This is a genomic window from Pseudomonas sp. FW305-28 (genome assembly GCF_017351395.1).
Classification (GTDB): domain Bacteria; phylum Pseudomonadota; class Gammaproteobacteria; order Pseudomonadales; family Pseudomonadaceae; genus Aquipseudomonas; species Aquipseudomonas fluorescens_AA.
Genome location: NZ_JACNDD010000013.1, coordinates 49,610 through 76,201, shown reverse-complemented (window position 1 = coordinate 76,201; position 26,592 = coordinate 49,610). Strand labels below are relative to the sequence as shown.

Below are 26,592 nucleotides of genomic sequence, written 5' to 3'. Positions count from 1 at the left end.
GATGCCCTTTTGCACCTGCTACATCTTGATAAAGTCAAAAACCTGACTAAACAGCCGCTCAACATTTGGCGACGCATCGAGACGCGCAAGCGCTTCATCTGACGTTAAAGGCATGTCATAAGGCTCAAACCCTCGACGAACAGCAATACCATACAAAGCATGTTCGTCATCTTCCGCATGCTCCCAATGGGGGACATAGCCAATTACCTTATAGACCTTGAAAATTTCATCATGGAAATCCATTAACTCATATAAAAATACTGGAGCGTTATTCAGCGCCAAAGCTTGACCGCACCAAAAATTAAGCTCATCCCTGCTTATAGCCCCACAAAAGAGACAGGTGATAACGAATGCCATCAGCTCATCACTGAAGCAACTAGGATCACTCAGACTCACATCCCACCTCCTATGGCTTCTCCACCAATAAGAGAAAGGGGACAGATTTATTTTAAAACACCGAGTAAGCCAACAAACCCACTCCCTCTGACCTCATAAAATAAATCTGTCCCCTTTTCGCTGTCCTTTTCGCTGCTTTTCGGCCCGTCCCCTTTTCGGTCCCCTTTTCGCTTTCTTCTCGGTCCCTGCGCCTCACAAAATAAAATCTGTCCCCTTTTCGCTCGTTGCACCGTCACGATAGACAAGTAGACGACCTCTAGACCAGTCACCTACCCAGCCACACGGCCACCCACCTCCTAAATAGATAGAAAACATCTCCTCAAAAAATTCATTCGTCTTACCTTGAAAAGCTCGACTATACAGACAGCACTTTAGATCTGAGACGACATCATCCAATAGCTCTTTATGCTTTGGAGGGAGTTGCTTTTTAACTGATTCGCTTAACTCATCCAAAAGTTCGGACAGCTTAATATCCATCTCAGCATATTTCTCACCTCCCCCATAAACCACATTCCAAACCTCACTCATTTTCTCTGACCTTAAATCAGCCCAAGTTAAAGACTCCTCCCCATAGACATCATCCCAAGCAAACCTTTTAGCCACATCAAGATCAGTAATTTCGTTTTCTTCCGAAATAACCTGATTAATAGGATTCAAAAGCAACCCACTATTTATAAAGTCAACAACTTCATTTACCAGATTGGTGTTCTCACCTAAGTCTACTTTCTTATCCATTTCAACCATACATCCGTCTTAGCACCGTCTACATTACGGACCGGCATCCCCGACTCGGTAACATTTCTCAACCGGACTTGCAAGTCGAAAACCTGTTTTTGCAACTGTTCCACGGGTAGATTTCGGTCCATCCCATTCAAGCTTTTGCGTACAGCCTCAGTATAGTTTGGATGGCTACCTGTATGTCTCGGCATACCGCTTATGGCGCCTTCTGGCTTAGCTTTGCTTGCCGGCAAAAATATGCCATTAGAGGAGTCATCCAGATCAATACCCACCTTCTTCAGAACGGGATGATTTTTTAACTCCGAAGGAATCAGGTGTTGAGCCTGGTAACCAGCCCACGAGTCGGTGCGATTTCTCCCCATTGCTTGGTTCAGATTCTGCCCTAGCTTTGTTGAGCTACCACCAGTTACTTGACCAGGCATTCCTGAAAGTAGCCTTTGGTCATAGGGCAGAGCTAGGTCTAGCCCTTTTGCCCCACCCGCCTCCACCCACCCCTTCGACGGCGTATCCCCAAACTCCTTGGCCCAATCAGGATGCTTCGGATCAATCTCCAGCCCATCAGCGCCCTTCGCTATACCCTCCGAAGGCCCCTTACCAACAATACCGATAACCTTACCCGCCCCAGATCCCACCGCGTTCCCGACGGTCCCCAAAGCGATATTCAGCAGCGTCGTTGCGCCACGAACGTACACATCTCCAGATTGTTTATCGCGGCCTTGCTCGTGGCGAACCTTGAAGAGATTATCGCTAATCTCCAGGTCAGCCTTATCTTTGTCACTGAGTTCACTGGCAATCGATTTCGATATTGAATCTTTTGCCGCAGCTATTTTGTCGCCAAACAGCTTGTCGACCACCACGTTCCCGGCGAGACCAACCGCCATTTTGGCAGGTCCCATGACGGCCTGAATCCCCAAGCCCAGGAGCTGAGCTTGTTCTACTGGAAGACCGTCCAAGTATGTCTGCAATCGCGCAGTTTCTTGCAGCAGCTTTCTGCCCGGCGTGTCCACGCGAACGTCTTCGACCTTTCTCCACTTTAAGGTGCCATCGGTATCCGTATACCAAGCAAGAGTACGAGGCTTTTTCTCCGAATCATTTGATACACAGCCCCCCTTGGCGTCGCAACTTTCTTGCAGCTTGGCAAACTCTTCAAATCTCTTCGCGAAGACTTGGATAGCAGCTACATCCTCAGGCTCCAGATCCTTGATATCCCCAGCATCCTTGCCATTGCGAACAAGATTCTTCGCAATATTCAGCGCAACCTCATCCCCCAGCGCAGCTCTCGCCGCCGCAGGCACCTCATCAATCGAAACCCGCTGCGCCTGAATGTTGGTCCAGATCTGCTTGGTGGCCTGGACCGGCCCATTAACCAACTTGAGTGCATCCTCATACGCCTTCAAGCTGCTATCGGGATAGCTTTTGATGCTGTTTTTCCAAGCCTCCACCGTCCCGGAGGTATCCATCACGGCGTCCACCGAGGACTTGGTGACATACAGATCGGTCCGAGACTCTTCATCCTTGGTGATCTCGTAAGCCCTACTCACGTCCCGGTTGAGTCCAACCGTCGAATCAGCCCCGGTCTGAGCGTCATTACGCACCACCACATCGCCGGCCCCAACGGTCGCCCGGACGATCTGTTGACGATCCTTTTCGTACTCCCAGCCGCTGACACTCCAGCCGTTTTTATCTTTTTCGCCTTTGCCAACCTGGCTGCTGTCCTGGGCGCCGCCGCCACCTTGGGAATAGCTGCCACCGACATTCAGGTAGTAGCCGTGCTCCTTGTCCTTACCGGCGATGTCGCTGAAGCCCAGGGTTTTGGTGTCCAGTTTGAGGTTGCCGTTATCGGCGGCGATCAAGGCGCCATCCAGTTGGGTGTGATCCTCGGTGCGGATGTCGACTTTGTTTTTGCCGGTAATGCTGGTTTGTTGTCCAACCCAATGGGTCTCACCGGTCGTTTTCCCATACCCCACCGAGCCGCTGACGCCGGCGCCAGGACCAAAGGTAGCGGTAACGCTGAGGTCGAACTCCTTGCCTTTGACCGTGCCTGTATCAGGGGCCGAGGAAACGTTCAGGTCACCGCCAACACGGCCAACGACCTCATCGCCGCGCAGGGTGCCACCGCTGATGTTGGTGTCCTTGCCGCTTGTGAAGCCCAGGCGATTACCTGCGTAAAGGTAAGCGTCTTGCTGACGCTCGCCTTCACGCTCTAGATCACCCTTACCGATGTTCACGCTGACGTAGACGCCTACGCCTTGGGAGCCGAACGTCAGGCCGGCCTCGCCACCACCGTTGTGGCGGTTTTTTTCACTGTTGCTGTCGTTCTGCGCCGAGCGAATATTCAGCTCATTACCCGCATCGAGCGCGATATCTCGCCCAGCCTTGACCTGCGTTCCTATCAGGTTGATGTCATGGCTGGCATCCACGTTGAAATCCCGCCCAGCGGCAACCTGGGTGGCAGTGGAACTGCCATAGACGCCATCCTCCGTGGCTATCCCGTAACTGCCGCCCACCCCCAATTTGAAGCCGCCACTGGTGCCACCATGAATCCCACTCCAGCTTTGGCGCTCGCTGCTTTCCTGGGTGACACTGCCCTTTGCCACATCCAGCGCTACGTCGCGCCCTTTGACGTTGATGTCTCGCCCGGCCTTTAGCTGACCACCTTTGACCGTGACGTCGTTGCCGGCATTGAGATTAAGGTCGTTGCCCGCATCGAATGTCGACGCGCGGTTGGTCTGCTCAATGACCTGCTGGCTGCTGGTTTGCGTGCTGTTGCCGAACTTGACGTCAACGGTCGGTCCGTTGACGAATTGGGCGACGGCATCAATACCTTTAAGGGTGCTGGAACCCTTGCTGACGCCGTTCTCCCCTTTACCCGCGCCGCTGACCGCATCCTTGGTGTTGCCATAGTTATGATTGAACGAAATGCCAAGGCCATTACGACTGGCTTCGCGCTCCTGCTCGATCCGTTGGGTTTCGCGTGCCGCATCGATGCTAATGTTGTGGCCGGCCGTGAGGTCAATATCACGGGTGGCGCGCAGATCTGAACCGACCTGGTTGATGTCCCGCACAGCGTTGACGGCAACGTCCTGTCCTGCACTGATCTGGCTGGCAGCAGCGGTTTGCTGCTCCAGCCGGTTTTTCTCTTTGGTACGGTCCGCACCGGCGAAGAAACTGATGCCGTTGGCATCCGAAGACACACCGATCCCGGCTTGTTTGTTCTTTTCCCAGTCCTGCTCGGAACGGCTGTTCTGCGCAGCCAGCACATTTACGTCGCGTCCGGCATTCAAGCTGACGTTGCGCCCGGCATCGATGCCGCTGCCGATCAGGTTGATATCGCGTTCTGCCTGCAGGGTCGCATCGCGATCAGCGGAAACCTGGCTGCCCACGCTGGTACTGCTTTGCGCTTGCCGGCCCGCTTCCTTGGCCGAGGAGATCGAGAGGAAACCACCCGACACCGATAACCCGTTTTTCTTCTTGTACTCCTCACTCCGGCTATAAGCCGTATCGTTGGCCGAGACGAGGTTAATGTCGCCACTGTCCTTGACCAGACCCGCACGCAGTTCCACATCATTGCCAGCAGTGGTCTCACTGGCCCGCACGCGCAAGTCGTTGCCTGCCGCGATCACCACGTCGTTGCCGGCCTCTAGCTCACTGGCTACCTGGGAGGCCGTAGTCTTCAATTCGCTCTTGCCGCTCTTGGACAAGCCGAGGAAACCCGATTTGGTTTTCTTGCTGTAGGAGCCATGCTCCTCGACACCCGATAGCACTGCCACATCACCCGTGGCACCGACGACCAAGTCATTGCCGGCCTTCAACTGACTGCCGATCACGGTGACGTTACGACCGCCATCCAGCGTGACACCGCCACCGGCGGCTTGGCTGGTATTGACCGTCAGGTCCTGCCCCGCCTCCACCACGGATGCGATGTTGGTGCTGTGGTAGCTTTCCCGTTGTTCGCTTTTACTGCGGCCAAAGGAGCCTTTGCTTTTCTTCGAGTAGAACTCCGCGGCTTCGTCCGTCGCGGACAACAAATTGATATCGCGCGTGGCATCGAGGGCAACATTCTTGGCGCCTTTCATCTGGCTGGCCACCAGGCTCAGGTCTTGTCCCGCCTTGGCGCTGAGGTCGCCTCCCGACTGGACAAGCGATGACTGCTGGCGAACCAGATCGCTGCTGCTTTTGACTTTTTTGCTTTGGGACGCGCGATGGCTTTCGTTGGCTGCGGACTCGATGGCGATATCGCGCCCGGCTGTCAGCGCCAGGCGGGTCTGGGCGATGACGTTGCTGGCAACGACCCTCAGGTCCTGCCCGGCCGTGACCTTCAGCTCGCGGTCAGCCGTCACGCTGGAACCATTCTGGGTAATGGTCTGGTCCCGGTGTTTGCTGCCCTGCGTATGGCTGTCCACCTGCTTGGCGGAGGTGAGGTTCACATCACGCATCGCCTGCAAGTTCGTGTCGTTGCCACTCTTGAGCACACCACCAACATTGGCGATATCCCGCCCAGCGCCCGCGCTCAGATCATGACTCGCCTCAATCCGCGCCGCGCTGTCGGCAAAATCACGTCGCTCGGTCTTGGAGCCGGTGCTGCTGGCATGGGTGGTGATGGTTCGTTCGTTGGTCAAATCACCGGCCACCGCCACAACACTGACATCCCGTCCAGCAATAACCCCACCCGCCCTGTTAGTCAGGTTATTACTCGCCAACGCATCCAGCCGACCACCCGCCTCCATCAGCCCGCTGTTGACCAAGCTGTCGCCAGCCGAAGCCCTCAGGTTGCTGGACGCCCGCAAGGTGCCCGCATTGTTCAGGTTTTGACCCGTGATCAGGCTGATGTCGGCGCCCTGAATCAACGCACCATTGGCCGCGAGGCGGTTGTTGGCCTGGGCCAGGTAGAGCACCGGCACAAGCACCTGCTCGTTGTTCACCGTGCGGGTTTCCATCCAGACGATGTCATGGGTCAGGGCCGCGACTTGTTCGGCGGTTAGGCTGACACCCAAGGACAGGTTCAGCGTGTCCTTGCTGGCGATGGCGTTGTTCATCAGGTACTTGAACATGCCGTCGTCGGAGGTCTGGCCGTCGAGGAAGCGCTGGCCGGTGCGGGCGATCACGGCTTGTTGGATCAGGCGTTGTTCGTAGAAGCCGTCACCCAGGCGCTTGGCGGCGATGTCGGGGTCGTAGCCCAGGTTCGTCAGCAGGTAGTCCGAGCTCATGAAGCGGCGCATGTCGGTCAGCGCCGGATTGGTCTCGATCAGGTATTTTTGCGGGTTGGCCTGGAACGAGCGGTCCGGCAGGCCGCGTACTTGGGTCAGGCCTGAGCCTTGGGTCGGCGTGGTCGAGCCTTCGCCGCTCATGCGGAACAGGCCGTTTTGCCCGGTGGGCAAATCAAAACCCGGCAAGGCCAGCGGATCGACCTGTTGCTGGGTCAGGTTCGGGGGTAGCTGCCGATTGACGCTGATGCGGGTCGAGAAGGCGTTGTCGGCCTGGGTGTCGGTGCGCGGGCCGGCACCGACATAGTTGTAGCCGCCACGCACGACGCTGTTGTCGGTGTTACCCGAGGTGCGGACATCGACTGCGCCACCGGCCTGGATAATCGCGGCGTAGGTCTGGTTATCGGTAGTACTTGCCTGGGTGCGGAACTGCGGGAGCTCACGTTCGGTCATGCCGATGAAGCGGCTCATCGCTGCCTCGAGGCCACCCAGGTCATTGGCGTTGTAGCCTGGGCTCTGCAACCAGTATTTGTTGGTGAAGTCATTGGCGGCGGCGCGCCAGCCACCTGGGCTGCGCGTGCGCTCGGACATGAAGGTGCGCGAGGTTTCGGTCTCGCCGGTCTCGATGCCGATGTTGTCCAGGCTAACGAGGTTGGCGGTCAATGCGCCGCCGACGCCGATGCTGCTGCTCCGGTTGGTCAGGGTGTCGCCCTGGATATCCAGGTTACCGCCGGTGGTGATGCTGGAGGCGGCACTGGCCGCGGTGACTTCGAACTTGTCGCGCTGAATGATCTGCCAGACGTGGTTCTCCTTGCCACCGCTGCAGTCGCCGGCGTTGACCCCTTCGATGCAGGCCACTTCCCTGATCGAGGCGGTGTAGATGCCCGCGTCGTGGGCGGTCAAGACCTCACGGACGTTGTCGATCGTGCTGGCCGCCAGGCGCATGCTGCCATCGCTCTGCAGCGAGCCGGAGCTGTTGAGGATTCGGTTGGCACGAGTGCCGAGGCCGTCGCGATCGATGCTCAGATCGCCCAGGCTGTAGATATCGGCATAGCGGTTGGTCAGGCTATTGACGCGCAGGCTGGTATTGCCGCCGCTGAAAATCAATCCGTGCTCGTTGAGCAGGTCGCCGGTCGATACGCCGAGCGCGCCGGCACTGCCGAGGGTGCCGTAGTTGTTGATCGTGGCGGCAGTGACGTTCATGTCCGCCGCCGAGCTCAGGCGACCGTAGCTGTTGAGGACGCCATCGACCACGACGGTTGTGCGGCCGCCGCCGGCGATACTGCCGTTTTGCTCCAGATTGATCAGCGCGGCCTTGAGGCCCAGGGCACCGAGACTGCTCAAGCGACCGTTGCTGGCATAGGCGCCGGTCAGTTGCAGGTCGATGGCCCCATCGCTGCCGATCAGGCCGTCGACGCGCCAATTGCTGCCACGGCCCACCATACTATCGGTACTGAGCAACTGGCCGGTGGCGGTCTGGGTCAACTGGTCGACATCCACGACCAGGTGCCCGGCCTGGATCGCCGTGCTGTTGGTCCAGCGATCAGCCGTCACCGTCAGGTTGCCGTAGGTCACCAACTGCCCGCCCGCCTGGCCCAGGTTGGCCTGGCTGATACCGAACACTCCCAGGCCGGTGTGCAACAGCTTGCCACCCGCGTTCTGAATGCTGCCGGTGTCCAGGCCCACATTTTGGCTGGCGGTTTCCAGGGTGCCGTCGTTGTTATCGAACAGGCCACCGATGTCGAACACGGTGGTGCTGTTCTTGCCCAGGGTGCGCAGTTGGCCCTTCTGGTTGCTCAGGCTCGCGGCCAGAATATCCAGGCTGTCCTGGCTTTCGATGATGCCCGCGTTGTTGTTCAGCGCGCCCGAAAGGTCAAAGTCGATGCGACTGGCGCTGACCTGCCCGCCGCCGCTGTTGTCCATGTCCCGACCAATGACCTGGACCTTGCCCGTGGCGTATATCCCACCGTTGCGATTGTTGATATCCGCACCCGCGTTGGTGATCACGACATCGCCGGCTTGTGCAGCGATGCGCCCGCCGTCGTTGAACAGCCCAGCCAAGGCTTGGATACTGAGTCCTTGGGCCTGGATCGTGCCGCCCCGACGGTTCACGTCATAGCCGTTTTTCAGCACACCCGTGGCCCGCGCCTCCAGCGCGGCCTTGACGCTGGACAGCACGCCGCCGCGGTTGTCCAGGTTGATCGCGAAGACACTCAGCTTGGCGTCCTGGGCGATGATGCTGCCACCCTGGTTATCGATATCACCTGCGACATCCACGGTCACCAGGCCCTTGCCTTGCAACGTGCCCTTGGCGTTGTTCAGGCTGGCGGCATCGAGTTCGAGCGCGCCTTCACGGCTGGCGATCAGGCCCTTTTCGGCGTTTTTCACCGAGTCGCTGGCACTGACCAGCAACTTGCCATTGGCGGCGACAGTACCTTTGTTGCTGTTGTCCAGGCTGGCGGTGCGCACGGTCACAACGCCCTGGCTGGACAATTCACCGCCCTGGTTCTTGATCGCGCCGGTGCTGGTGATGTCGAGGTTTTTACCGGTCATGACCAGGCCGGTCAGGTTGTCCAGGCTGCCGAGGATCAGCGTCGCGCTGTTCAGGCTCGATAATTCACCGGCATTGTTTTCCAGGTGGCCCAGGTTGGCCGTCAGCAGGCCCTGGCTATTGATCAGGCCGCCCTGGCTGTTGAGGACCTGATCGGCGGTCAGGTGCAGTTCGGTGTTGCCGAGGATGCGGCCTTTATTGCGGTTATCCACCACGTTACCGGTGACGGTGGTCTTGCGCTGGCCACTGAGCGTACCGCCCTGGTTGTTCAGCGCAGCGCTGGTCGTGACGTTCAGGTCGCGACTGGCAATAACGGTTTTGCCGCCGTTGTTCAGTTGCTTGGCCGTGAGGGAGACATCGCCCGTGGTATTGCGGCTGTTATCGGCGTTGACGCCGGCTTCGATGATGCCGTTGTTGCTGAGCGTACCGCCGCTGTCCAGGTGAATGCTGTCGCGGGCCACCAGGTTTTTCTGGCTGGTCAGGTCGCCCTGGGTCTTAACGTCCAAGCGGCTACCAGCGTACACCTGGCCACGGGTTTCCAGGCTTTTGGCCGCGATGTCGACAGCACCGGCGGCGGCCGTCTGCGCCAAACTCAAATGCCCATTGGCATCCAGCTGAATATCCCCCCCACTGGCAACCATCTTGCCGTCCAGCTTCACCCCGACTCCGGCCTCGGTACCCACCAGTTTGATCGCCCCGGCGTACATACCACCCAAGGCCGAGGAATCGATGGCCAATTCGGGTTTGGCACTGCCGTCGTCGGCCCGGGCAGTGGCATTCAGGGTGCCTGCGTTGACGTCATTGCGCCCGGCCACGATGGTCAGGTTTTTTGCCTGAATCTCAGCGTTGATCTTGGCGCTGCGGGTGATGATTTCGAAGCGGTCGACGTTGTTCGCGTTCAGGCCCGCGCCTTCGATGGCGACGCTGCCCTGGTCCACCTGATAGCGACCCACCTGGCCGTTTTCGATGATCGGCTTGCCCGTGGTCAGGGTCGCCTTTGGGGTATTGATGAAACCGCAGCCGTTACAGCTGATGCCATAAGGGTTGGCGACGATGACGTGGGCCGACTGCCCCGCCACTTCGGTGTAGCCGCGCAGTTGGCTGGGGTTGCCGCCGTTGACTTCGTTGAGGATGGTGGTGGCGGCCGTGCCCTGGAGGTTCGGGTTGCCGAGGATGATCCCGCCCAGCTGCGTGGCCTGGGCCGGGTTGGTGGCGTTGTTGAGGATCACGCCGTTGCTGCCGACGTTGTAGTCCTTGAACTGGTTATGCGACAGCCCGCTGCCGTTGGGCTTGGCGATGTTGACCACCGGCACGCCGTTGCCGGCCTGGCCGAGGCTGGTGCCCGGGGCGCTGACCACGATGCCGCCCGCCTGGGCCCACATCGGTTGCCAGAACATGACGTTGGCCAGCAGGAACGCCAGGCCACGCTTGGGCATGCCCCAGAAGGCGTCGCGGGTTTTCAGGGCAGCAGAAGGCTGGCGGGCCAGGAAGGCGTGTTGGCGGTCGTCCATGATCAGTTCTCGTTACAGCAGCGTTAAATAGATACATCCAAGCGGAAGTAGATCGGCGCTTCGCGCTCGGTCAGGGCATCCGGACGTTCCAGGGAATGGGCGAAGGTGACGCTGGCGTTCAGGTGCTCACCGCGGGCGAACAGCTCCAGCGAGTTGCTCGACATGCGCCCGTGCTCGCTACCGTTGTAGCGATTACCGCGAATCACGCCCTGGTCATAACCGAGGCTGGTGCCGTACTCGGCGAACACCGGGCGCAGCCACTCCACCGCTACCGGGCGGCTCCAGCGCAGGTCGTTGCGCCAGTAGCCGCCGCTGTCGCCGGACAGCGTCTGGTCCTTGTAGCCGCGAACCGACGACAGGCCGCCCAGGCTCATGCGCTGAGGGCTGAACAGCACGTCCTCGCTGCGCTGGCCGGTCATCAGGCTGCTGAAGCTGAAGGACTCGCCCCCCAGCATGAAGGGCTGCAAATAGCTGAGGGTGGCGGTGTACTTGCGATAACGCGCATCCGGCAACCCAGGCCCCGGCTCATGATCGCCCTGGGCATCGAGAGCGCCGATACCTTGTTGCAGGCCCAGGTCGAGGTTGACGAAGGCATTGCCGATCCGCCGGCCATGGTTGATGCCGAACTGCGCCTCGCTGATGCGGTTGCTGCTTTCGGCAAGCTTGCTGTCTTCGATGAAGTTGTTGGTGCGCAGGTACGAAAGGCCGGTGTTGAGTGAAGTCTTGCTCACGGCATCGCGATGGACCACTCGCTCCAGGCGCACCTGATGGTTCTGGCTGTCGCCACTCTGCTTGAAATTGAAGCCGTTGGCCTGGCCCAGCGCGCGGTACTCGCTCTCGCTGTAGGTGTAGCTCAGGTTCCACCAGCCAAACGGCAGGTTGTAATAGAGCATGCCATTGCGTGAGGTTTTCTGATGGTCGCTGACGGCATCGTGGCCGCCGCGCAAGGCCAGTTGGTCAGCCAGGCCCAAGGGGCTGTCCCAATCCAGGGAAGCGCCCCATTGCTGCTCGCCGGTGCTTTTCTGCCCATCGTTATGCCGTGACAGGCCGGCGCGCCAGGGTTTCTGCGGGGTGTTGTTGACCCGCACTTCGCTGCCACCGATGTTTTGCCCGGGGGTCAGCTCCATTTGCGCACGGTTGGACGGCAAACGGTTCAGTTGATCGACCATCTGCTCCATCTCCCGCAGGTTGAGCAAATCGCCGGTTTTGCCGGGAAACGCCATCGCCAACTCACGGTCCGACAGCTGGCTGTTCTCGGCACCTTTCAGGCCTTCCAGGCGGCCCTCGACGACCAGCACTTGCAGGTGACCGCTGGACAGGTCCTGTTGCGGCAAATAGGCGCGACTGGTGACCAGGCCCTTCTCCAGGTAGTGGTCGGTAATGACCTTGAGCAACTGGTTAAGCTGCGGCACGCCCAGGCACTGGTTGAGGAAAGGTTTGAGCAGGCGTTGGCGCTCGCCCTCGGACAACGCATCGGCGCCCTTGAGCTCGATGGTCTTGATCGGGAAGCAACGGGTATCGGCAGGTGCAGTGGGCTGGGCCGGCTTCGCGTCCTTGCCGGGCAGGTCCTTGAGCTCTTCCAGACGCCGACGCTGCTCTTCGAGCAGACGGTCCTGGCGCTCACGAATCAGGTCCGTGTCACCGGGGGTTGGCGCAGCATAAGCAAGTGTTAGCGGAGACAGGCACAGCAAAGCCAGGCACGACCTCGCCCACAGGGCGGGTGAGAACATGTTCGATCCCTCGATGCAGAAAATGACAGCAAGCTCGTGAGCGGACGAAGAGCCGAATGCCGGCTTACCCCCATGAAACACCCACGTTGCTGATGCGCAAAACCACGCGCACACCAGACCCTGCATATCGCTTTCGGTTCAAGAGAGCGGGAATTTTCCATTCAAAAAAGAGACGCGTCTCACAGGACGCGTCGAAAAACACTACACAAAACGACTGCTCGGATTGCGCAGACGCCTACAGACACTCATCCAGGAAACTCACCACGGTTCCCATGCAAGCCATCCGCTCCTCGATATGGGGCATATGGCTGGAGTGTTCGAACAACGCCCAGCGAATGTCGGGAACATGATCCACATAGGGTTTGACCACCAACGGCGTCGCTTCATCGTATCGGCCTGAAATCAGCAGGGTCGGCACGCTGATCCGAGGCAAGCGATCGGTGATGGACCAGTCCTTCATGCTGCCGATCACATGGAATTCGGTGGGGCCATTCATGGCGTGGTAAACGGTAGGATCGGCATCGATCTGGGCAAAGGTACGGGCGACTTCATCGGGCCAGGGCGTGACACGGCAGACATGACGGTCGTAGAAAACCCGAGCGGCCTCAAAATACTCGGTAGACGTCAAGGTTCCAGCCCGCTCGTGCTTGAGCAGTGTTTGCTGCACCTCAATGGGTAGCAGCTGGCGCAAGCGATTGACTTCAAGGAGCCACGTGGACATGTCCGCCGGGGAGTTGGCGACAATCAACGCGCGCAAGCCCGCGGGCTGGAGCACCGCATGTTCGCTGGCCAACATGCCGCCCCAGGATTGCCCCAACAGTGCGTAATTGTCGCGAATGCCCAGATGATCCAGCAGGTTCTCCAACTCATCGAGAAAGAGCGCCACGTTCCAGAACGAGGGGTCTTTTTCCGGAAGATGGGTGGAACGCCCATTGCCCAGTTGGTCGTAATGAATCACCGGATAGCCACTGTTGGCAACATCCTTGAAGGCATCGACATAATCGTGTGTACAGCCCGGGCCGCCATGCAAGATCAGCAGCGGCGTACGGCCACTGCTGAAGTCGCCAGTGATGCGATACCAGGTCTGATACGGACCAAAAGGCGCAAAGCCTTCGTGCGTTACGGGAAGATCCATTTCGTGCCGCTCCCTAGAAATACTGCGGAACACGATACCGGGGACTGGACGGCGGAATAACTAGAGAAACAGATAGGTTTTTACCCGATTTCAGCTATCGAGCAACCGATAGTGCACCGCCCTGACCACGGCCTGGACCCGATTCCTGGCGCCAAGCTTGTGCATTGCAGAAGTCAGGTGGAGGGTGATGGTGGCCAAGGAACGATTCAGTTGCCTGGCGATGTCCGCCGCCGTCAACCCTTCAGCGGCTAATCTCAAGCACTCACGCTCGCGTTTGGTCAGGCGAACCGGGCATGCGCGGGCTTCCTTGCCGAGCAGCGGAAAAGCCGCCTCTTGCAGGGCATGGGAAATCAGGCTGAAGTCGCCCAGCGTTTGCCGCACATCCTGCAGGGTGCTCCCCTTCGTATCGGTGCGCAGCCCGGTCAATGTCGCAAAGCCACCTTTGGGCAAATGCATCGGCACCGTCACGCCACAGGTCATGCGCGAATCCTGCAGGTAGCTCACGACCGGTGCATGACTCTGGCCGATGAACGGCTGCAGCACTGTGTCGGCCTCCGGTCGATAGGACCAGACAAAAGGAGATATGGCATTGATTGCCAGATGCTGGACGGGGTCGATCTGGTAATAACCTTCTTCGCACCAGAGCGAGTGCCAATCACGGGGGGTATTGCGCAACTTCAGCACAGCCGGGGTGATCAGTGCCCCATCATGATCCAGCGGCACCGGACTGTAGTCGTACACCAAGGCATCAAAGCCTAGCGCCTGGACCATCCCCAGGGTGTTATCCATCTGTTCGTCCAGGCTCCTGCCAGACAAAAGACGGGTATTGAAGTCAGACAGCTTGGCCTGCATCCATTCAGCTCCCTTATTAATTTCAATCCTGAAATCGTGCAAGTAGAATGCCACGCCTGAGCGAGGGAATGCCAGAGATCAAACCTATAAGAATTGCTAGCTTATGGGCGCGTAGCTTCCTCGGTAAGGTTTAGCCAACGGGCGCACCTGAGCAGGAGAGCAATGATGTGGCGTGAGATCGAGCCAGACCAGCGGTACGACGTGGAAGTCGATGGTCATCGTCTGGTGGCCTATGGCTTTGGCGACGGCGACGACGTGCTGTTGTGCCTCAATGGCGGGCCGGGATTGCCTTGCGACTATCTGCGTGACAGCCATGGCTGGCTCAAGGAAAAGGGCTTGCGGGTCATCGCTTTCGATCAGTTGGGGACCGGCGCCTCGGCCAGGCCTACTGACGAATCCCTGTGGGACATCACCCGCTATGTGGCGGAGGTAGAGACCGTCCGCCAAGCCCTCGACCTGGGCAAAGTGCACCTGCTGGGGCACTCCTGGGGTGGCTGGCTGGCGATCGAGTACGCCATTCATCACCCTCAATCGCTGAAAACCCTGATCCTGGAAAATACCGCCGGCGATATTCCTCATCTGTCCCTGGAACTGGAGCGTCTGCGGGCTGCCCTGGGCAGTGAGACCGTCGCGATGATGCAGCGCCATGAAGCCTTGGGCACCCTGGATCATCCGCAATACCAGGCGGCCATCACCCTGCTCAACTATCGCCATGTCTGCCGTCTGGACGAGTGGCCTGCACCGGTGACACGTTCCCTGGGCGACTGGAACATGGGGCCTTACATGACCATGCAGGGCCCCAACGAATTTCTCTATACCGGCAATCTCAAGGACTGGAATCGCATCGAGCAGATGGCCGGCTTCGAAATGCCTGTGCTGATCACCACCGGTCAACATGATGAACTGACGCCAGCCTGTGCGATGCGCATGAAAATGGCGCTCAAGGATGTACAACTGAATGTGTTCCCCAACAGCAGCCACATGCCGTTCTACGAAGAGCCCCACGCCTACTTCCCAGTCCTGCTGGACTTTCTGCACCGCCATCGGAACTAGCCCATGAACCTGGCGCGCTACCGTTTCATACTGTCGCGCCCGCTACAGCTATTGCCGGTGCTGTTTGGCATCAGCATGATCACCTTTGTGCTCGTGCGCTCGATCCCCGGGGACCCCGCCAGGGCGCTGCTGGGCTCGCGCAGCACGCCGGAGGCGCTGATCAGGATTCGTGCCCAGTACGGGCTCGACCAGCCCTTGTGGATGCAGTACTTCTACTTTCTCAAGAACCTGCTCAAAGGCGATCTCGGCCAATCGCTGCTCTACAAAGTCGATGCCTTGCAGCTGATCAGTACCCGCATTGAGCCAACCCTGTTCCTGGTGCTCGGCAGCGTACTGCTGGCGCTGCTGATTGCCGTGCCACTGGCCACGGTAGCGGCACGCAACAAGAGCGGTTGGCAGGATCATCTGATTCGCCTGTTCACCACGGCAGGGCTCGGCATGCCGGCATTCTGGCTCGGCATCATGTTGATCCTGCTGCTCAGTGTGCAGTTGGGACTGTTCCCGGTCTCAGGCTATGGACGTACAGGGTGGGACAAACTGCATCACATGGTTTTGCCGTGCCTGACCATTGCCTTGGCACTCTCCGCCGTTCTGGTGCGCAACCTGCGCGCCAGCATGCTCATGGAGCTACAAGCCGATCATGCCACCGCCGCACGGGCCCGGGGCTTGTCCGAGCGGGCGATATTTCGCCGGCATGTGCTGCCCAACTCCCTCGTACCGGCGGTCAACCTGCTGGCGGTAAACATCGGCTGGTTGATCAGCGGCACGGTGGTCATCGAAAGTCTGTTTGCCATTCCCGGCATCGGTCAATTGCTGGTACGCGGCATCTTTACCCGCGACTACATGGTGGTCCAAGGCGTGGCCATGGTGCTGGCCCTCGCCACCGTCACGGTCAATTTCCTCGCCGATGTGCTGACCGTGATGATTGATCCGCGGGTGAACATGCGATGAGCGGCCAGACCCTCAATCCCGCCTGGCGTCTTGCGCTGCGTTTCGGCTTGCGCAACGGTCGCCTGGCCACCGTGCTAGGCCTGGCGATTCTGTTTGGCTGGCTGTTGCTCGCACTCTTGGCACCCTGGGTCGCACCCTTCGATCCGATTGCCCAGAACACCGATATTCGCCTGCTGGGGCCGAGCCTGGCCCATCCGTTCGGCACGGACAATTTCGGTCGCGACGTTCTTTCCCGAGTGATCTGGGGTGCGCGCATCGACTTGCAGATTTCCGTGATCGGCGTGGTTTTCCCGTTCTTGATCGGCACTTGCGTCGGCGCCTTGGCCGGCTATATCGGTGGCCGGTTCGACACGATCTGCATGCGCCTGATCGATATTATCCTGGCCTTCCCCTTCCTGGTGCTGATGTTGGCAATCATGGCCATCCTCGGCCCCGGCCTGAGCAGCTTTTATATTGCGATGGCCCTGGTGGGCTGGGTGTCCTATGCACGACTGATCCGTTCTCAGATCCTGGTGCTCAAGCAAAGCGATTTCGCCTTGGCGGCCAAAAGCCTGGGCTTCGGCCATGGACGCATACTGTTTCGGCACCTGTTGCCCAATGCCATGTTCGGCTCGATCGTGTTTTCCATGTCCGACGCGGTGCTGGTGCTGCTCAATGGGGCGGCGGTCAGCTATCTCGGCCTGGGGGTTCAGCCACCCACCGCCGAGTGGGGCACGATGGTCGCCGAGGGCCAGAGTTTCATCACTAACGCCTGGTGGATCTGCACCTTCCCGGGACTGGCGATCGTCACCTTGGCCATGGGCTTCAGTCTGCTGGCCGACGGTGTCGCCGAGCACCTCGGAGAACGCCCATGAGCACACCGGTGTTGCACGTCGAGGACCTCAGCGTGATCGCCGGCCACGGTGAGGACGAGGTCACGCTGGTGGATCGCGTGTCATTTGACTTGGCCGAAGGCGAAATCCTCGGTCTGGTGGGTGAAAGCGGCTCAGGCAAGACGATGGCCTGCCGGGCCTTGATGCGCTTGCTGCCCTCTGCAAACCTGCGGGTCCAAGGCAAGGCCGTGCGCCTTGCCGGCAAGGACCTGCTGACACTGGATGAAGCCGACATGCGAAGCATACGGGGTCGGCAGCTAGGGATGATTTTTCAGAATCCCGGCAGTCATCTTGACCCGTTGATGCGTATTGGCGAACAGATCGGCGAGGGCATACGCCTGCATCAGGGGGCGTCCAAGCGTGAAGCACGGGCGAAGGCCATTGATGTGTTACGCCAGGTGGGCATTCCCGATCCGCTAACGCGGGTCGACAGTTTTCCCCATGAGTTTTCCGGTGGCATGCGTCAACGCGCCATGATCGCCGTGGCATTGGGTTGCAACCCCCAGGTGCTGATCGCCGATGAGCCGACCACTGCCCTGGATGTCACGGTACAGGCACAGATCCTGCGCCTGCTCCTGGATTTGCGCGACCAACGTGGGCTGTCAATCATCATGATCACCCACGACCTGGGGATCGTCGCCCAGACCTGTGATTCCATCGCGGTGATGTACGCCGGTCGGCTCTGCGAACACGGCAACAAGCTTGATCTGCTGGCTCACCCACGACATCCCTATACGGCGGCCCTGATCGACTGCCAACCGGCTACCAGCGCCGGCCATGCCATGCTCAAAACCATCGCCGGCCAGCCGCCTCTGCTGGATGCGCTGCCCACCGGTTGCCGCTTCAATCCTCGCTGCCTTCAACAGGGCAGCCAGTGCACGCGGCTGTTGCCACAGATGCAAGTCACGACAGAGGCACACCGAGTCGCCTGCCATTACCCGCTGCCTGTGGGAGCTTCGTCATGACCCTGTTGCACGTGAAAGATCTGCAGGTGCGCTTCGCCGCCCCTGGCAGTGGTCCGTTCGGAATCAACAGGCAATGGGTGAAAGCCGTCAACGGCGTGTCGCTGAGTCTGGCCGCCGGAGAGGTGCTTGGGTTGGTGGGGGAGTCGGGCAGCGGCAAGAGCACCCTGGGTCGGGCCATCTTGCGCCTCACTGAGGTCAGCGCCGGACAAATCCTGTTCGATGGCGTGGATATGGCTCAAGGCAAGCGGATCGACATCGAGCGACTGCGCCACGAAACCGCGATGATTTTCCAGGATCCTTATACCGCCCTCAATCCACGGATGAGCATTGGCGACACCCTGGCTGAAGTGCTGCGAGTGCGCTGTGCGATCCCTGCATCGCTGATTCGCCAGCGGGTCGATGAACTGCTGAACCTGGTCGGCCTGCGACCGGAGCTGGCCCACCGCAAACCGGGTTCGTTGAGTGGCGGTCAATGCCAACGTGTGGGGATCGCTCGGGCGCTGGCCATCGAGCCACGGTTGATCATCGCCGATGAATGCGTGGCCGCGCTGGACGTTTCCATCCAGGGACAGATCATCAACCTGCTGCTGGAGCTGCGACAGCGCATGAACCTGGCGATTCTGTTCATCGCTCACGACCTGGCGATCGTTCGGCGGCTCTGTGATCGGGTCGCCGTGATGTACCTCGGCGAGATCGTCGAGCAAGGGCCCACGGAGGCCGTGTTCAGCAGCCCGCGGCATCCTTATACCGTCGCGTTGATCCAGTCCATTCCACACATCGACCCGACTCGAGCGTTGCTGAGCGCCCCCCTGCCTGGCGAGCCACCCAGCCCCCTGAACCTTCCATCCGGCTGCGTTTTTCACCCGCGCTGCCGGTATGCACAACCCATCTGCGCGAAAACGCCGCCCCCCAGCCATGACATCAATGGACATCGTTATAGCTGTGTGCTCGGAGAGCCATTGCTCTAAAAAACATTCATCAATAGGGAGTTTGACCATGCGATCGAAACACTTGAAGTTGCTGACCGCCGCGACGTTGACCGTTTGCACACTGGCGGCCGGTGTCGCCCAGGCAGCAGGCGTGCTGACCATCGGTTGCCGTGAAGAAAGTACGACGTTCGACCCGATCAAAAGCGCGCAGAACCGTGATAACTGGGTGTTCTCCAATGTCTACGACGTATTGGTGCGCGTCGACAATACCGGCACCCAGCTGGTACCGGGGCTGGCCGAGAGCTGGCAGGTTTCCGACGATGGCATGACCTATACCTTCAAACTACGTTCGGCCAAGTTCTCCGACGGCTCAGCGATTACCGCCAGCGATGCAGCGTTCAGTCTGTTGCGCATCCGCGACAACAAAGGGTCGCTGTGGAGCGACTCCTACAAGATTATCGACAAGGCCCAGGCAACCGACCCGCAGACACTGGTGGTGACACTCACGAGCCCTTCAGTGCCCTTCCTCGCGCAGCTGGCGTTACCCAACGTCTCCATCCTGTCGCAAAAGGCCATGGAGAAAATGGGTGAGGAAGCCTATGCCCAGGACCCCGTCGCCTCTGGCGCCTTTATCGTCAAGGAGTGGCTACGCGGTGATCGCGTAGTGCTGGAAAAGAACCCCCACTTCTGGCAGGCCGACAAGGTGAGCCTGGATGGCGTGGAATGGATCTCCATCCCGGATGACAATACGCGGATGTTGAAGGTACAGGCCGGTGAACTGGATTCAGCGATCTTCGTGCCCTTCTCGCGCGTCGAAACCCTGAAGAAAGATCCCAACCTGGTCGTACACATGGATCCCTCCACCCGTGAGGATCATCTGCTGATCAACCATGAGCACGGCCTGCTGGGCAAGCCTGAAGTACGTCAGGCCCTGGACCTTGCGATCAACAAGAAATCCCTGGTCGATACCGTGACCTTCGGCCATGGCCAGGTGGCTTATTCCTACATTCCTAAAGGAGCGCTTTATCACAATGCCGATAATCTGCAGCGCCCGTACGACCCGGAAAAAGCCAAAAAAATGCTGGCCGATGCAGGCGCTTCAGGCCTGAAGCTCAACTATGTGGTCAATGCGGGCAATGAAGCCGACGAGCAGATCGCCGTGCTGGTCCAGCAACAGCTCGCAGCAGTCGGCGTGACAGCCACCTTGCAGAAAGTCGACCCAACCCAGAGTTGGCAAATGCTGATCGACGGCGACTACGATCTGTCCGTGATGTACTGGACCAACGACATCCTCGACCCGGACCAGAAGACCACCTTCGTGCTGGGACATGACACCAACATGAATTACATGACCCGCTACAAGAACGACAAGGTCAAGGATCTGGTCGCGGCCGCGCGGGTAGAAGTGGACCCGACCAAGCGCAAGCAGATGTATACCGACCTTCAGGCAATCGCCAAGCAGGACGTCAACTGGATCGATCTCTACTACAGCCCGTACATCAATATTTCGCGCAAGAACATCGAGCACTTCCAACAAAACCCACTGGGACGCTTCTCTCTTGAGGAAACAGTGAAGCGCTAGCGAGTAGTGGCAACGCCTTGATCACGAATCGAGGCTTGCCACTTGATGGCCGAGCAACATCGGCCGCTCCCCGGTCATCTCACACAGCAGCGCTGTGACGGCGTTCCCTTCAACCGTGCCATGCTCTTGCAGAAAGCCCGCCACGGCGCTGACAGCCGGCCAGTAACGGTGCACCAGGCAACTGCAACGAGCGATGGCCTGGGCTTGGGCGTCGAGCAGCTTGCGCGGTGGCAGCAGGCTGATCAGCTCGTGCCCCCGGTCCAGGTCACCCCGGCCGCTGCCCCTGAACAGCCGGTCGGACCTGCGGTGCCGGTAGACCGCTTCGGCCACAGGCCCGGCGAAGCAATGGAGCAGGTCACGCTCGATGGCATCGATCATCGAGGGCAGGTATTCAGCGATCCCCGGCGCGTCGAAGGCCGGGCGCGAAACAAGGTAGTCGGCTTCGACCAACCCTTCTGCGTATTGCGGGTTGCCGTGCAGGTCGAACAGCGGCCCCGCCCAGGCTTCGACCTTGGTACGCACGGTGATGCGCTTTATCGGTAGGCCATTCCACCAAAAAGCCAGGGCATGACCGGCTTCGTGGAAGGCCGTGCTGCGCGGGCATTTGTTCATGATGGGGTCCGTCACGGCAGGCGCCGTTCATATCATCTGCCTCACCGCCGGGCGCCGATAAAAGATTATCCCTATCGACCGTTAATACTGCGCCTATTAGCTATCTGGCAAAGGAGGACTAGCCTGAATTCAGGCTGGTGTAATCCGGCCCGTGAAACCTGACAAGAGATAGGAAGCGTTCAGAAACGTACTGGGCTTGCCGTGGGCCACCGTACTGGCAATTAGATGTTGCCGCGTAGCCAAACATGATCAGTTGAGCGAACTGTGAGCCCTGCGCCCTGTGTCATTTATTTCGCCTGTCGCTATTCGAAGCCCGCCGGGCTGGATAGCTGGATGAATACGACCAAAGGTAGCTTCTCATGGCAAACGAATCGAAATGCCCGTTCAATCACGCCGCTGGCGGTGGCACGACGAACCGCGACTGGTGGCCGAACCAACTGAATCTGAAGATCCTGCACCAGCACTCCTCGCTGTCCGACCCAATGGGCGAGGATTTCAACTATGCCGAAGCGTTCAAGCGCCTGGACTTCCAGGCCTTGAAACAAGACCTGAATGCGCTGATGACCGACTCGCAAGACTGGTGGCCGGCGGACTTCGGCCACTATGGGCCGCTCTTTGTCCGCATGGCCTGGCACAGTGCAGGCACCTACCGCACCGGTGATGGGCGCGGTGGGGCGGGTTCCGGCCAGCAGCGGTTTGCACCGCTCAACAGCTGGCCCGACAACGTCAGCCTCGACAAGGCGCGTCGGCTGCTGTGGCCGATCAAGCAGAAGTATGGTCGCAACATCTCCTGGGCCGACCTGATCGTCCTTACCGGCAACGTCGCGCTGGAGTCCATGGGCTTCAAGACCTTCGGCTTTTCCGGTGGTCGCGCCGATGTCTGGGAGCCGGATGAAGACGTCTACTGGGGTTCCGAAAACAAATGGCTGGGGGGCGATGTCCGCTATGGCAAGCCCGACAAAGCCGCCATGCAGGATCCCGGCGAGGGCCAATTGGTGGCCGAACCTGGCAACGAAGAAAGCCGAACTGACGAAGGACGCAACCTGGAGAACCCGCTGGCCGCCGTGCAGATGGGGCTGATCTACGTCAACCCGGAAGGCCCCGAGGGCCAGCCGGACCCGGTCGCCGCCGGGCTGGATATTCGCGAAACCTTCGCCCGCATGGCGATGGACGACGAAGAAACCGTGGCACTGATTGCCGGCGGCCACGCCTTCGGCAAGACCCACGGCGCCGGGCCTGCGGACAATGTCGGTGCCGAGCCCGAAGCCGCTGGCCTGGAGCTGCAAGGCCTGGGCTGGAAGAGCACCTTCGGCACCGGCAAGGGGCCCGATACCATCACCAGTGGCCTGGAAGTCACCTGGACCACCACGCCCACCCGCTGGAGCAACAATTACCTGGAGAACCTGTTCGGCTTCGAATGGGAACTGACCAAGAGCCCGGCAGGCGCGCATCAATGGACACCGAAAAACGGCGCAGGCGCGGGCATTATCCCCGATGCCCATGACCCGGCCAAACGGCGGAATCCAACGATGCTGACCACCGACCTGGCCCTGCGCTTCGACCCGATCTACGAAAAAATCTCCCGGCGTTTCCTGGAAAACCCGGAGCAGTTGTCCGACGCCTTTGCCCGCGCCTGGTTCAAGCTGATCCACCGCGACATGGGCCCGCTCTCACGCTACCTCGGCCCGGAACTGCCCAACGAAGAACTGCTGTGGCAAGACCCTATCCCGGCGGTCGACCATCCGCTGGTCAACGACAGCGACATCGCCGCCCTCAAAGGCAAGCTGCTGGCCGCGGGCCTCACGGCTTCACAGCTGGTGTCCACGGCGTGGGCCGCGGCTTCCACCTTCCGTGGCTCCGACAAACGCGGCGGTGCCAACGGTGGCCGCCTGCGCCTGGCCCCGCAGAAGGATTGGCCAGCCAACCAGCCAGAACAACTGGCACAAGTGCTGGCGACCCTGGAAAGGGTTCGGAGCGAGTTCAATACGGCCCAAGCCGACGGCAAGAAAATCTCCCTGGCGGACCTGATCGTGCTGGCCGGCAGCGCCGGTATTGAACAGGCCGCGAAAAATGCCGGGCTCAGCGTGACGGTACCTTTCACGCCAGGACGCATGGACGCGAGCCAGGAACAGACGGACGTCGAGTCGTTCGGTTTTCTCGAGCCCATTGCCGATGGTTTCCGCAACTACCTCAAGGGCCGGTACCGCGTGTCCGCCGAGGCGCTGCTGATCGACAAGGCACAACTGCTGACCCTCACTGCCCCGCAAATGACGGCACTGATTGGCGGCCTGCGAGTACTGGATACCAACGTCGGCCACACTGCGCACGGTGTCTTTACCCAACGGCCAGGGACGTTGAGCAACGACTTTTTCGTCAACCTGCTCGACATGGGCGTGGAATGGAAAGCCCTTTCCGACACCCAGGAAACCTTCGAGGCCCGCGACCGCAAGACCGGCCAGGTCAAATGGACCGGCACTCGCGTTGACCTGGTCTTCGGCTCCAACGCGCAGCTGCGGGCCCTGGCCGAAGTCTATGCCAGCCCGGATGCCCAGGAGCAGTTCGTCAAGGACTTCATCGCGGCGTGGGTCAAAGTGATGAACCTGGATCGGTTCGATCTGCGGTGAGAAGCGTCCAAGCCCATGAGGTCGTGCAAGGACGCGGCCTCATGAACTTTTCTTCACACCACGCCTGCGTGTGATTGGGTAAAGTCCCCTCGCTCATTCAAGAAACTAAGGTTTTAGCCCGCGCTCCCAGCGGGCTTTTTTTTGCCTGGCGTTCAGGCTGACGAAGTGCGTTGCCCAACGCAGGCTGCTCCAAGGCCGCCCGTCCATAAAACAGCAGCGCCATCAGCCAACAACTCAACCAGACGAAAATCCCCGCCCAGAACGTGTGGGACATGTAGTGCCAACCCTGCAGGACCCGGGTCGTGCCGTAGACAAACCCCAAGGCCAGCGCCCCATACATCAAGGCTTTCGAATGACGCCAGCGGTAGCGGCGGGCGACGAAATACAGCGCCAGCATGGTGAAGCCGCCGGACGCATGGCCGCCGGGCCAGCAACGACCGTCACCGGCGACGTTCAGCAGGTCGAAATTCTGGAACCATTCCTTGTGCTCGATCTTGCCGGCGTACTGGGTGGTTTCCACCGGGCAGTACACGCTGGTATGGCCCTTGAGGTAATGGATCACCCCCGTGCTGAGGGAAAAGGCGAAGACCACGTAGAGAAAGTCGCGACGGTGCTTGTGGGCAAAACGCAGTGGCTTGCTCAGTCGGGTCTTATCCAGCAGGCGAAGCAGCCTAGGGTGTTTTTCCGGTTTGAAGATCGGCCAGAAAAACGCCAACAGCGCTCCCACTATGGCCGCCTCGCCGGTCCAGTTCGGGATGACCCTCGCCCACTTGTGGGTGATTTGCTCAAAGAGCCGCACGTGCTCTAACGGAAAGACCTGGTGCAGCGGATCGTAGAAAAGATCGCTGATGGCGATGTCGATGCGGGTCAGGTCGAACAGCAAGAACACCACGGCGGCACAGACCAAGGGAATTCCGAGGTTGAGTCCGTAGAAACGGGCGCGAGCAGACGTCAGCATGAGCGGTCCTAATCGTGGAAAAAGTTACTGAAACGCCACCGAGTGCCAGTCAGAGGCCTCGATAAACCCAAGCAAGCGTGGCGCTTGGGGCTGGGCGGTGGAAACGAACAACGAAGCGCCATAGCCGAACGCCGAGGTCGGGCGCTGGAGCGCGGTTTCCATGGCCTGCATGCATTCGCTATGGGTCACCAGAATCAGGTTGCGCCCCGCCACCTTGTGGGCCAGGGCATTACGCAGCAGGTCATGCCGGCAATTGATCAGCCAATCGTCACCGGTGCTCACCTTGTTGAACATGTACCCCACCGTCTGGGTCGCACGCACCAGCGGGCTGTTGTAGAGGTCGACGTTGTCCAGGCCCAGTTGCTCGAACCGGGCACCGAGGCCCACCGCAACGGCACGGGCGCGGTCCGTGATGCCCTCGCGGTCATTCAGGCACGCGGCCTTGGAGTGGTCGCAGCGCTCGACGTGGCGCACCAGCACGATCATCTCGCCCTTGGCCCAGCCATCGGCCAAGCCACGGGCACCGGCGATATTGCCATGGGCCAGGTCCGGCACCGCTGCCGGGCTCAGCAACCAGAAGGTCAACGGGATCACCAGCAGCGCCGAAGCCAGCACGACCAGCGTGTTTTGGTAACGGGCAAACCAGCGCGTATCGATCGAGCGCGTCAGGCCGAAAAGGCTCAGTCTCAGTTCCACATCAAGCCGCCCCGACGGCATCCACCCAGTCATTCGATGGCGCGACAGTAGAGAGGCCAACGTAGGCAGGCAGTGAAACCGATGTGAAAAAAAGCTTCAGATCCAGCCCCCCCCGCCGATACAGCCCTGCTACATGCTCTTGCTGGCTCTTAACAACAACAATCTTCCAGCCAATCGATGATCAAGCAGCACAACGTTCCTGGAGGAATTTGATGAATAGCTGGTTTGGCAACATTAGCGTCAACATGAAATTGGGCCTGGGCTTCGGCCTGGTGCTGGTCCTGACCTGCCTGCTGGCCCTGACCAGTTGGACCAGCCTGGGCGGTCTGATCCAGCGCAGCAACTGGATGAGCGACATCACTCAGCTCAACGCCGGCCTGACCAAACTTCGCGTCACCCGCCTGCAATACATGCTGACCAATGGCGACGAAACCGCCGCACAAAATGTGCAGACCACTCTCGATGGTTTCGTGGCGCAACAGAACACCCTGCTCAGCAGCTTCAAGAGCCCGGAAAACGTCAAGCTGCTCAAGGAGCAGAGCGCGGTCATCAGTGCCTATCAGGTCTCCCTGAACAAAATGCGCAGCGCCTACCGCACCGGCAACAGCGCCCGCGACGCCATGGGCGCGAACGCCGAGGTCGCCTACAAGCTGATCGAAGCCATCGACGCCGACGTGCGGCACATGGCCCTCAGCGATGAACGTTTCGCCCAGTTCCAGGCCATCACCGAGGCCAAGCAGGCCTTCATGCTGGCCCGCTATGAAGTGCGCGGCTATACCGCCAACAGCAACGCCGACACCGAACGCAAGGCCATCGCTCAGCTGGACGCCGCCATCGCTTCGCTCAAGCCCTTGAATGAACATTTCTCCAGCAGCCGCCAGGATGAACTGCGGCAATTGGAAAACGCCCTGACCCAATACCGCAGCGCCGTGCAGGCCTTCAAGCTGGCCACCGCCGATGTGGTCCAGGCCCGCAAGGAAATGACCGACCAGGGCACGACCATCGTGACCTTGAGCGAGCAGCTGTACCAGATCCAACTCGACCGCCGCGACGCTGAAAGCGCCCAGGCCCGCACCCTGCAACTGGTCAGCACCTTGCTGGCGTTGCTGATGGGCGTCATTGCCGCCGTGATCATCACGCGCCAGATCACCGGCCCGCTGCGCGATACCCTGGCCGTGGTCGAACGCATTGCCAGTGGCGACCTGTCGCAGAATGTCATCGTCACCCGCCGTG

At 59.8% G+C, this 26,592-nt stretch carries 16 protein-coding genes and 1 pseudogene; 8 read left to right on the top strand and 9 right to left on the bottom strand.

What is annotated here, in order from left to right; genetic code table 11:
* Window positions 1-18: 18 nt before the first annotated feature.
* The 6 genes from J4E53_RS05365 to J4E53_RS05340 form a co-directional block, all read right to left on the bottom strand.
* Complete coding sequence (locus J4E53_RS05365; RefSeq protein ID WP_256587161.1) at window positions 19-396, bottom strand: hypothetical protein; 378 nt, start codon at window positions 394-396, stop codon at window positions 19-21.
* Window positions 397-588: 192 nt separating this feature from the next.
* Window positions 589-1,131, bottom strand: a complete 543-nt coding sequence (locus J4E53_RS05360; protein ID WP_256587162.1) for a hypothetical protein — start codon at window positions 1,129-1,131, stop codon at window positions 589-591.
* A complete protein-coding gene (locus J4E53_RS05355) occupies window positions 1,116-10,400 on the bottom strand; it encodes a hemagglutinin repeat-containing protein (protein ID WP_103308580.1) in 9,285 nt (3,094 codons plus the stop codon). The genes J4E53_RS05360 and J4E53_RS05355 overlap by 16 nt, the downstream gene beginning before the upstream one ends.
* Window positions 10,401-10,423: 23 nt before the next feature.
* Window positions 10,424-12,130: a ShlB/FhaC/HecB family hemolysin secretion/activation protein gene (locus J4E53_RS05350; RefSeq protein ID WP_103308581.1), complete on the bottom strand. Its 1,707-nt coding sequence runs from the start codon at window positions 12,128-12,130 to the stop codon at window positions 10,424-10,426.
* Between the two features lie 235 nt (window positions 12,131-12,365).
* A complete protein-coding gene (locus J4E53_RS05345) occupies window positions 12,366-13,265 on the bottom strand; it encodes a proline iminopeptidase-family hydrolase (protein ID WP_103308582.1) in 900 nt (299 codons plus the stop codon).
* 90 nt (window positions 13,266-13,355) lie between these two features.
* A complete protein-coding gene (locus tag J4E53_RS05340; protein WP_060739258.1) occupies window positions 13,356-14,117 on the bottom strand; it encodes a LuxR family transcriptional regulator in 762 nt (253 codons plus the stop codon).
* A gap of 165 nt (window positions 14,118-14,282) precedes the next feature.
* Here J4E53_RS05340 and J4E53_RS05335 point away from each other — a divergent pair, with 165 nt between their 5' ends.
* Genes J4E53_RS05335 through J4E53_RS05310 form a run of 6 tightly spaced genes read left to right on the top strand, consistent with a single transcriptional unit; the run spans window position 14,283 to window position 20,469 of the window.
* Window positions 14,283-15,170 carry a proline iminopeptidase-family hydrolase gene (locus J4E53_RS05335; RefSeq protein WP_092202037.1) on the top strand — a complete coding sequence of 296 codons (888 nt, stop codon included), beginning with the start codon at window positions 14,283-14,285 and terminating at the stop codon, window positions 15,168-15,170.
* Window positions 15,171-15,173: 3 nt separating this feature from the next.
* Window positions 15,174-16,121: an ABC transporter permease gene (locus tag J4E53_RS05330; protein ID WP_060739260.1), complete on the top strand. Its 948-nt coding sequence runs from the start codon at window positions 15,174-15,176 to the stop codon at window positions 16,119-16,121.
* Window positions 16,118-16,975 (top strand): ABC transporter permease, encoded by an 858-nt coding sequence (locus J4E53_RS05325; RefSeq protein ID WP_103308583.1) that lies wholly within the window; start codon window positions 16,118-16,120, stop codon window positions 16,973-16,975. The genes J4E53_RS05330 and J4E53_RS05325 overlap by 4 nt, the downstream gene beginning before the upstream one ends.
* Window positions 16,972-17,958, top strand: coding sequence for an ABC transporter ATP-binding protein (locus tag J4E53_RS05320; RefSeq protein ID WP_103308584.1), 987 nt, complete (start codon window positions 16,972-16,974; stop codon window positions 17,956-17,958). Before J4E53_RS05325 ends, J4E53_RS05320 begins: the two co-directional genes overlap by 4 nt.
* Window positions 17,955-18,926, top strand: a complete 972-nt coding sequence (locus J4E53_RS05315; RefSeq protein WP_103308585.1) for an ABC transporter ATP-binding protein — start codon at window positions 17,955-17,957, stop codon at window positions 18,924-18,926. Before J4E53_RS05320 ends, J4E53_RS05315 begins: the two co-directional genes overlap by 4 nt.
* 28 nt (window positions 18,927-18,954) lie before the next feature.
* Entirely contained in the window at window positions 18,955-20,469 is a 1,515-nt protein-coding gene (locus J4E53_RS05310) for an ABC transporter substrate-binding protein (RefSeq protein ID WP_060739264.1), read from the top strand.
* A 21-nt stretch (window positions 20,470-20,490) separates the two neighbouring features.
* On the opposite strand, the gene J4E53_RS05305 is transcribed toward J4E53_RS05310, so the two are convergent.
* Window positions 20,491-21,081 carry a hypothetical protein gene (locus J4E53_RS05305; RefSeq protein ID WP_103308586.1) on the bottom strand — a complete coding sequence of 197 codons (591 nt, stop codon included), beginning with the start codon at window positions 21,079-21,081 and terminating at the stop codon, window positions 20,491-20,493.
* Between the two features lie 359 nt (window positions 21,082-21,440).
* On the opposite strand from J4E53_RS05305, the gene katG reads away from it, so the two are divergent.
* A complete protein-coding gene (gene katG / locus J4E53_RS05300; protein ID WP_103308587.1) occupies window positions 21,441-23,705 on the top strand; it encodes a catalase/peroxidase HPI in 2,265 nt (754 codons plus the stop codon).
* A gap of 97 nt (window positions 23,706-23,802) precedes the next feature.
* Here katG and J4E53_RS05295 read toward each other — a convergent pair whose 3' ends face one another.
* Window positions 23,803-24,663 (bottom strand): phosphatase PAP2 family protein, encoded by an 861-nt coding sequence (locus J4E53_RS05295; RefSeq protein WP_103308588.1) that lies wholly within the window; start codon window positions 24,661-24,663, stop codon window positions 23,803-23,805.
* Window positions 24,664-24,687: 24 nt separating this feature from the next.
* The gene (locus J4E53_RS05290) at window positions 24,688-25,359 is read right to left on the bottom strand and encodes a histidine phosphatase family protein (protein ID WP_371919211.1); all 672 of its coding nucleotides are present in this window, start codon (window positions 25,357-25,359) and stop codon (window positions 24,688-24,690) included.
* A gap of 212 nt (window positions 25,360-25,571) precedes the next feature.
* Here J4E53_RS05290 and J4E53_RS31000 point away from each other — a divergent pair.
* Window positions 25,572-26,585 (top strand): annotated as a pseudogene (locus J4E53_RS31000) (methyl-accepting chemotaxis protein); the annotation flags it as partial.
* Window positions 26,586-26,592: the final 7 nt, after the last annotated feature.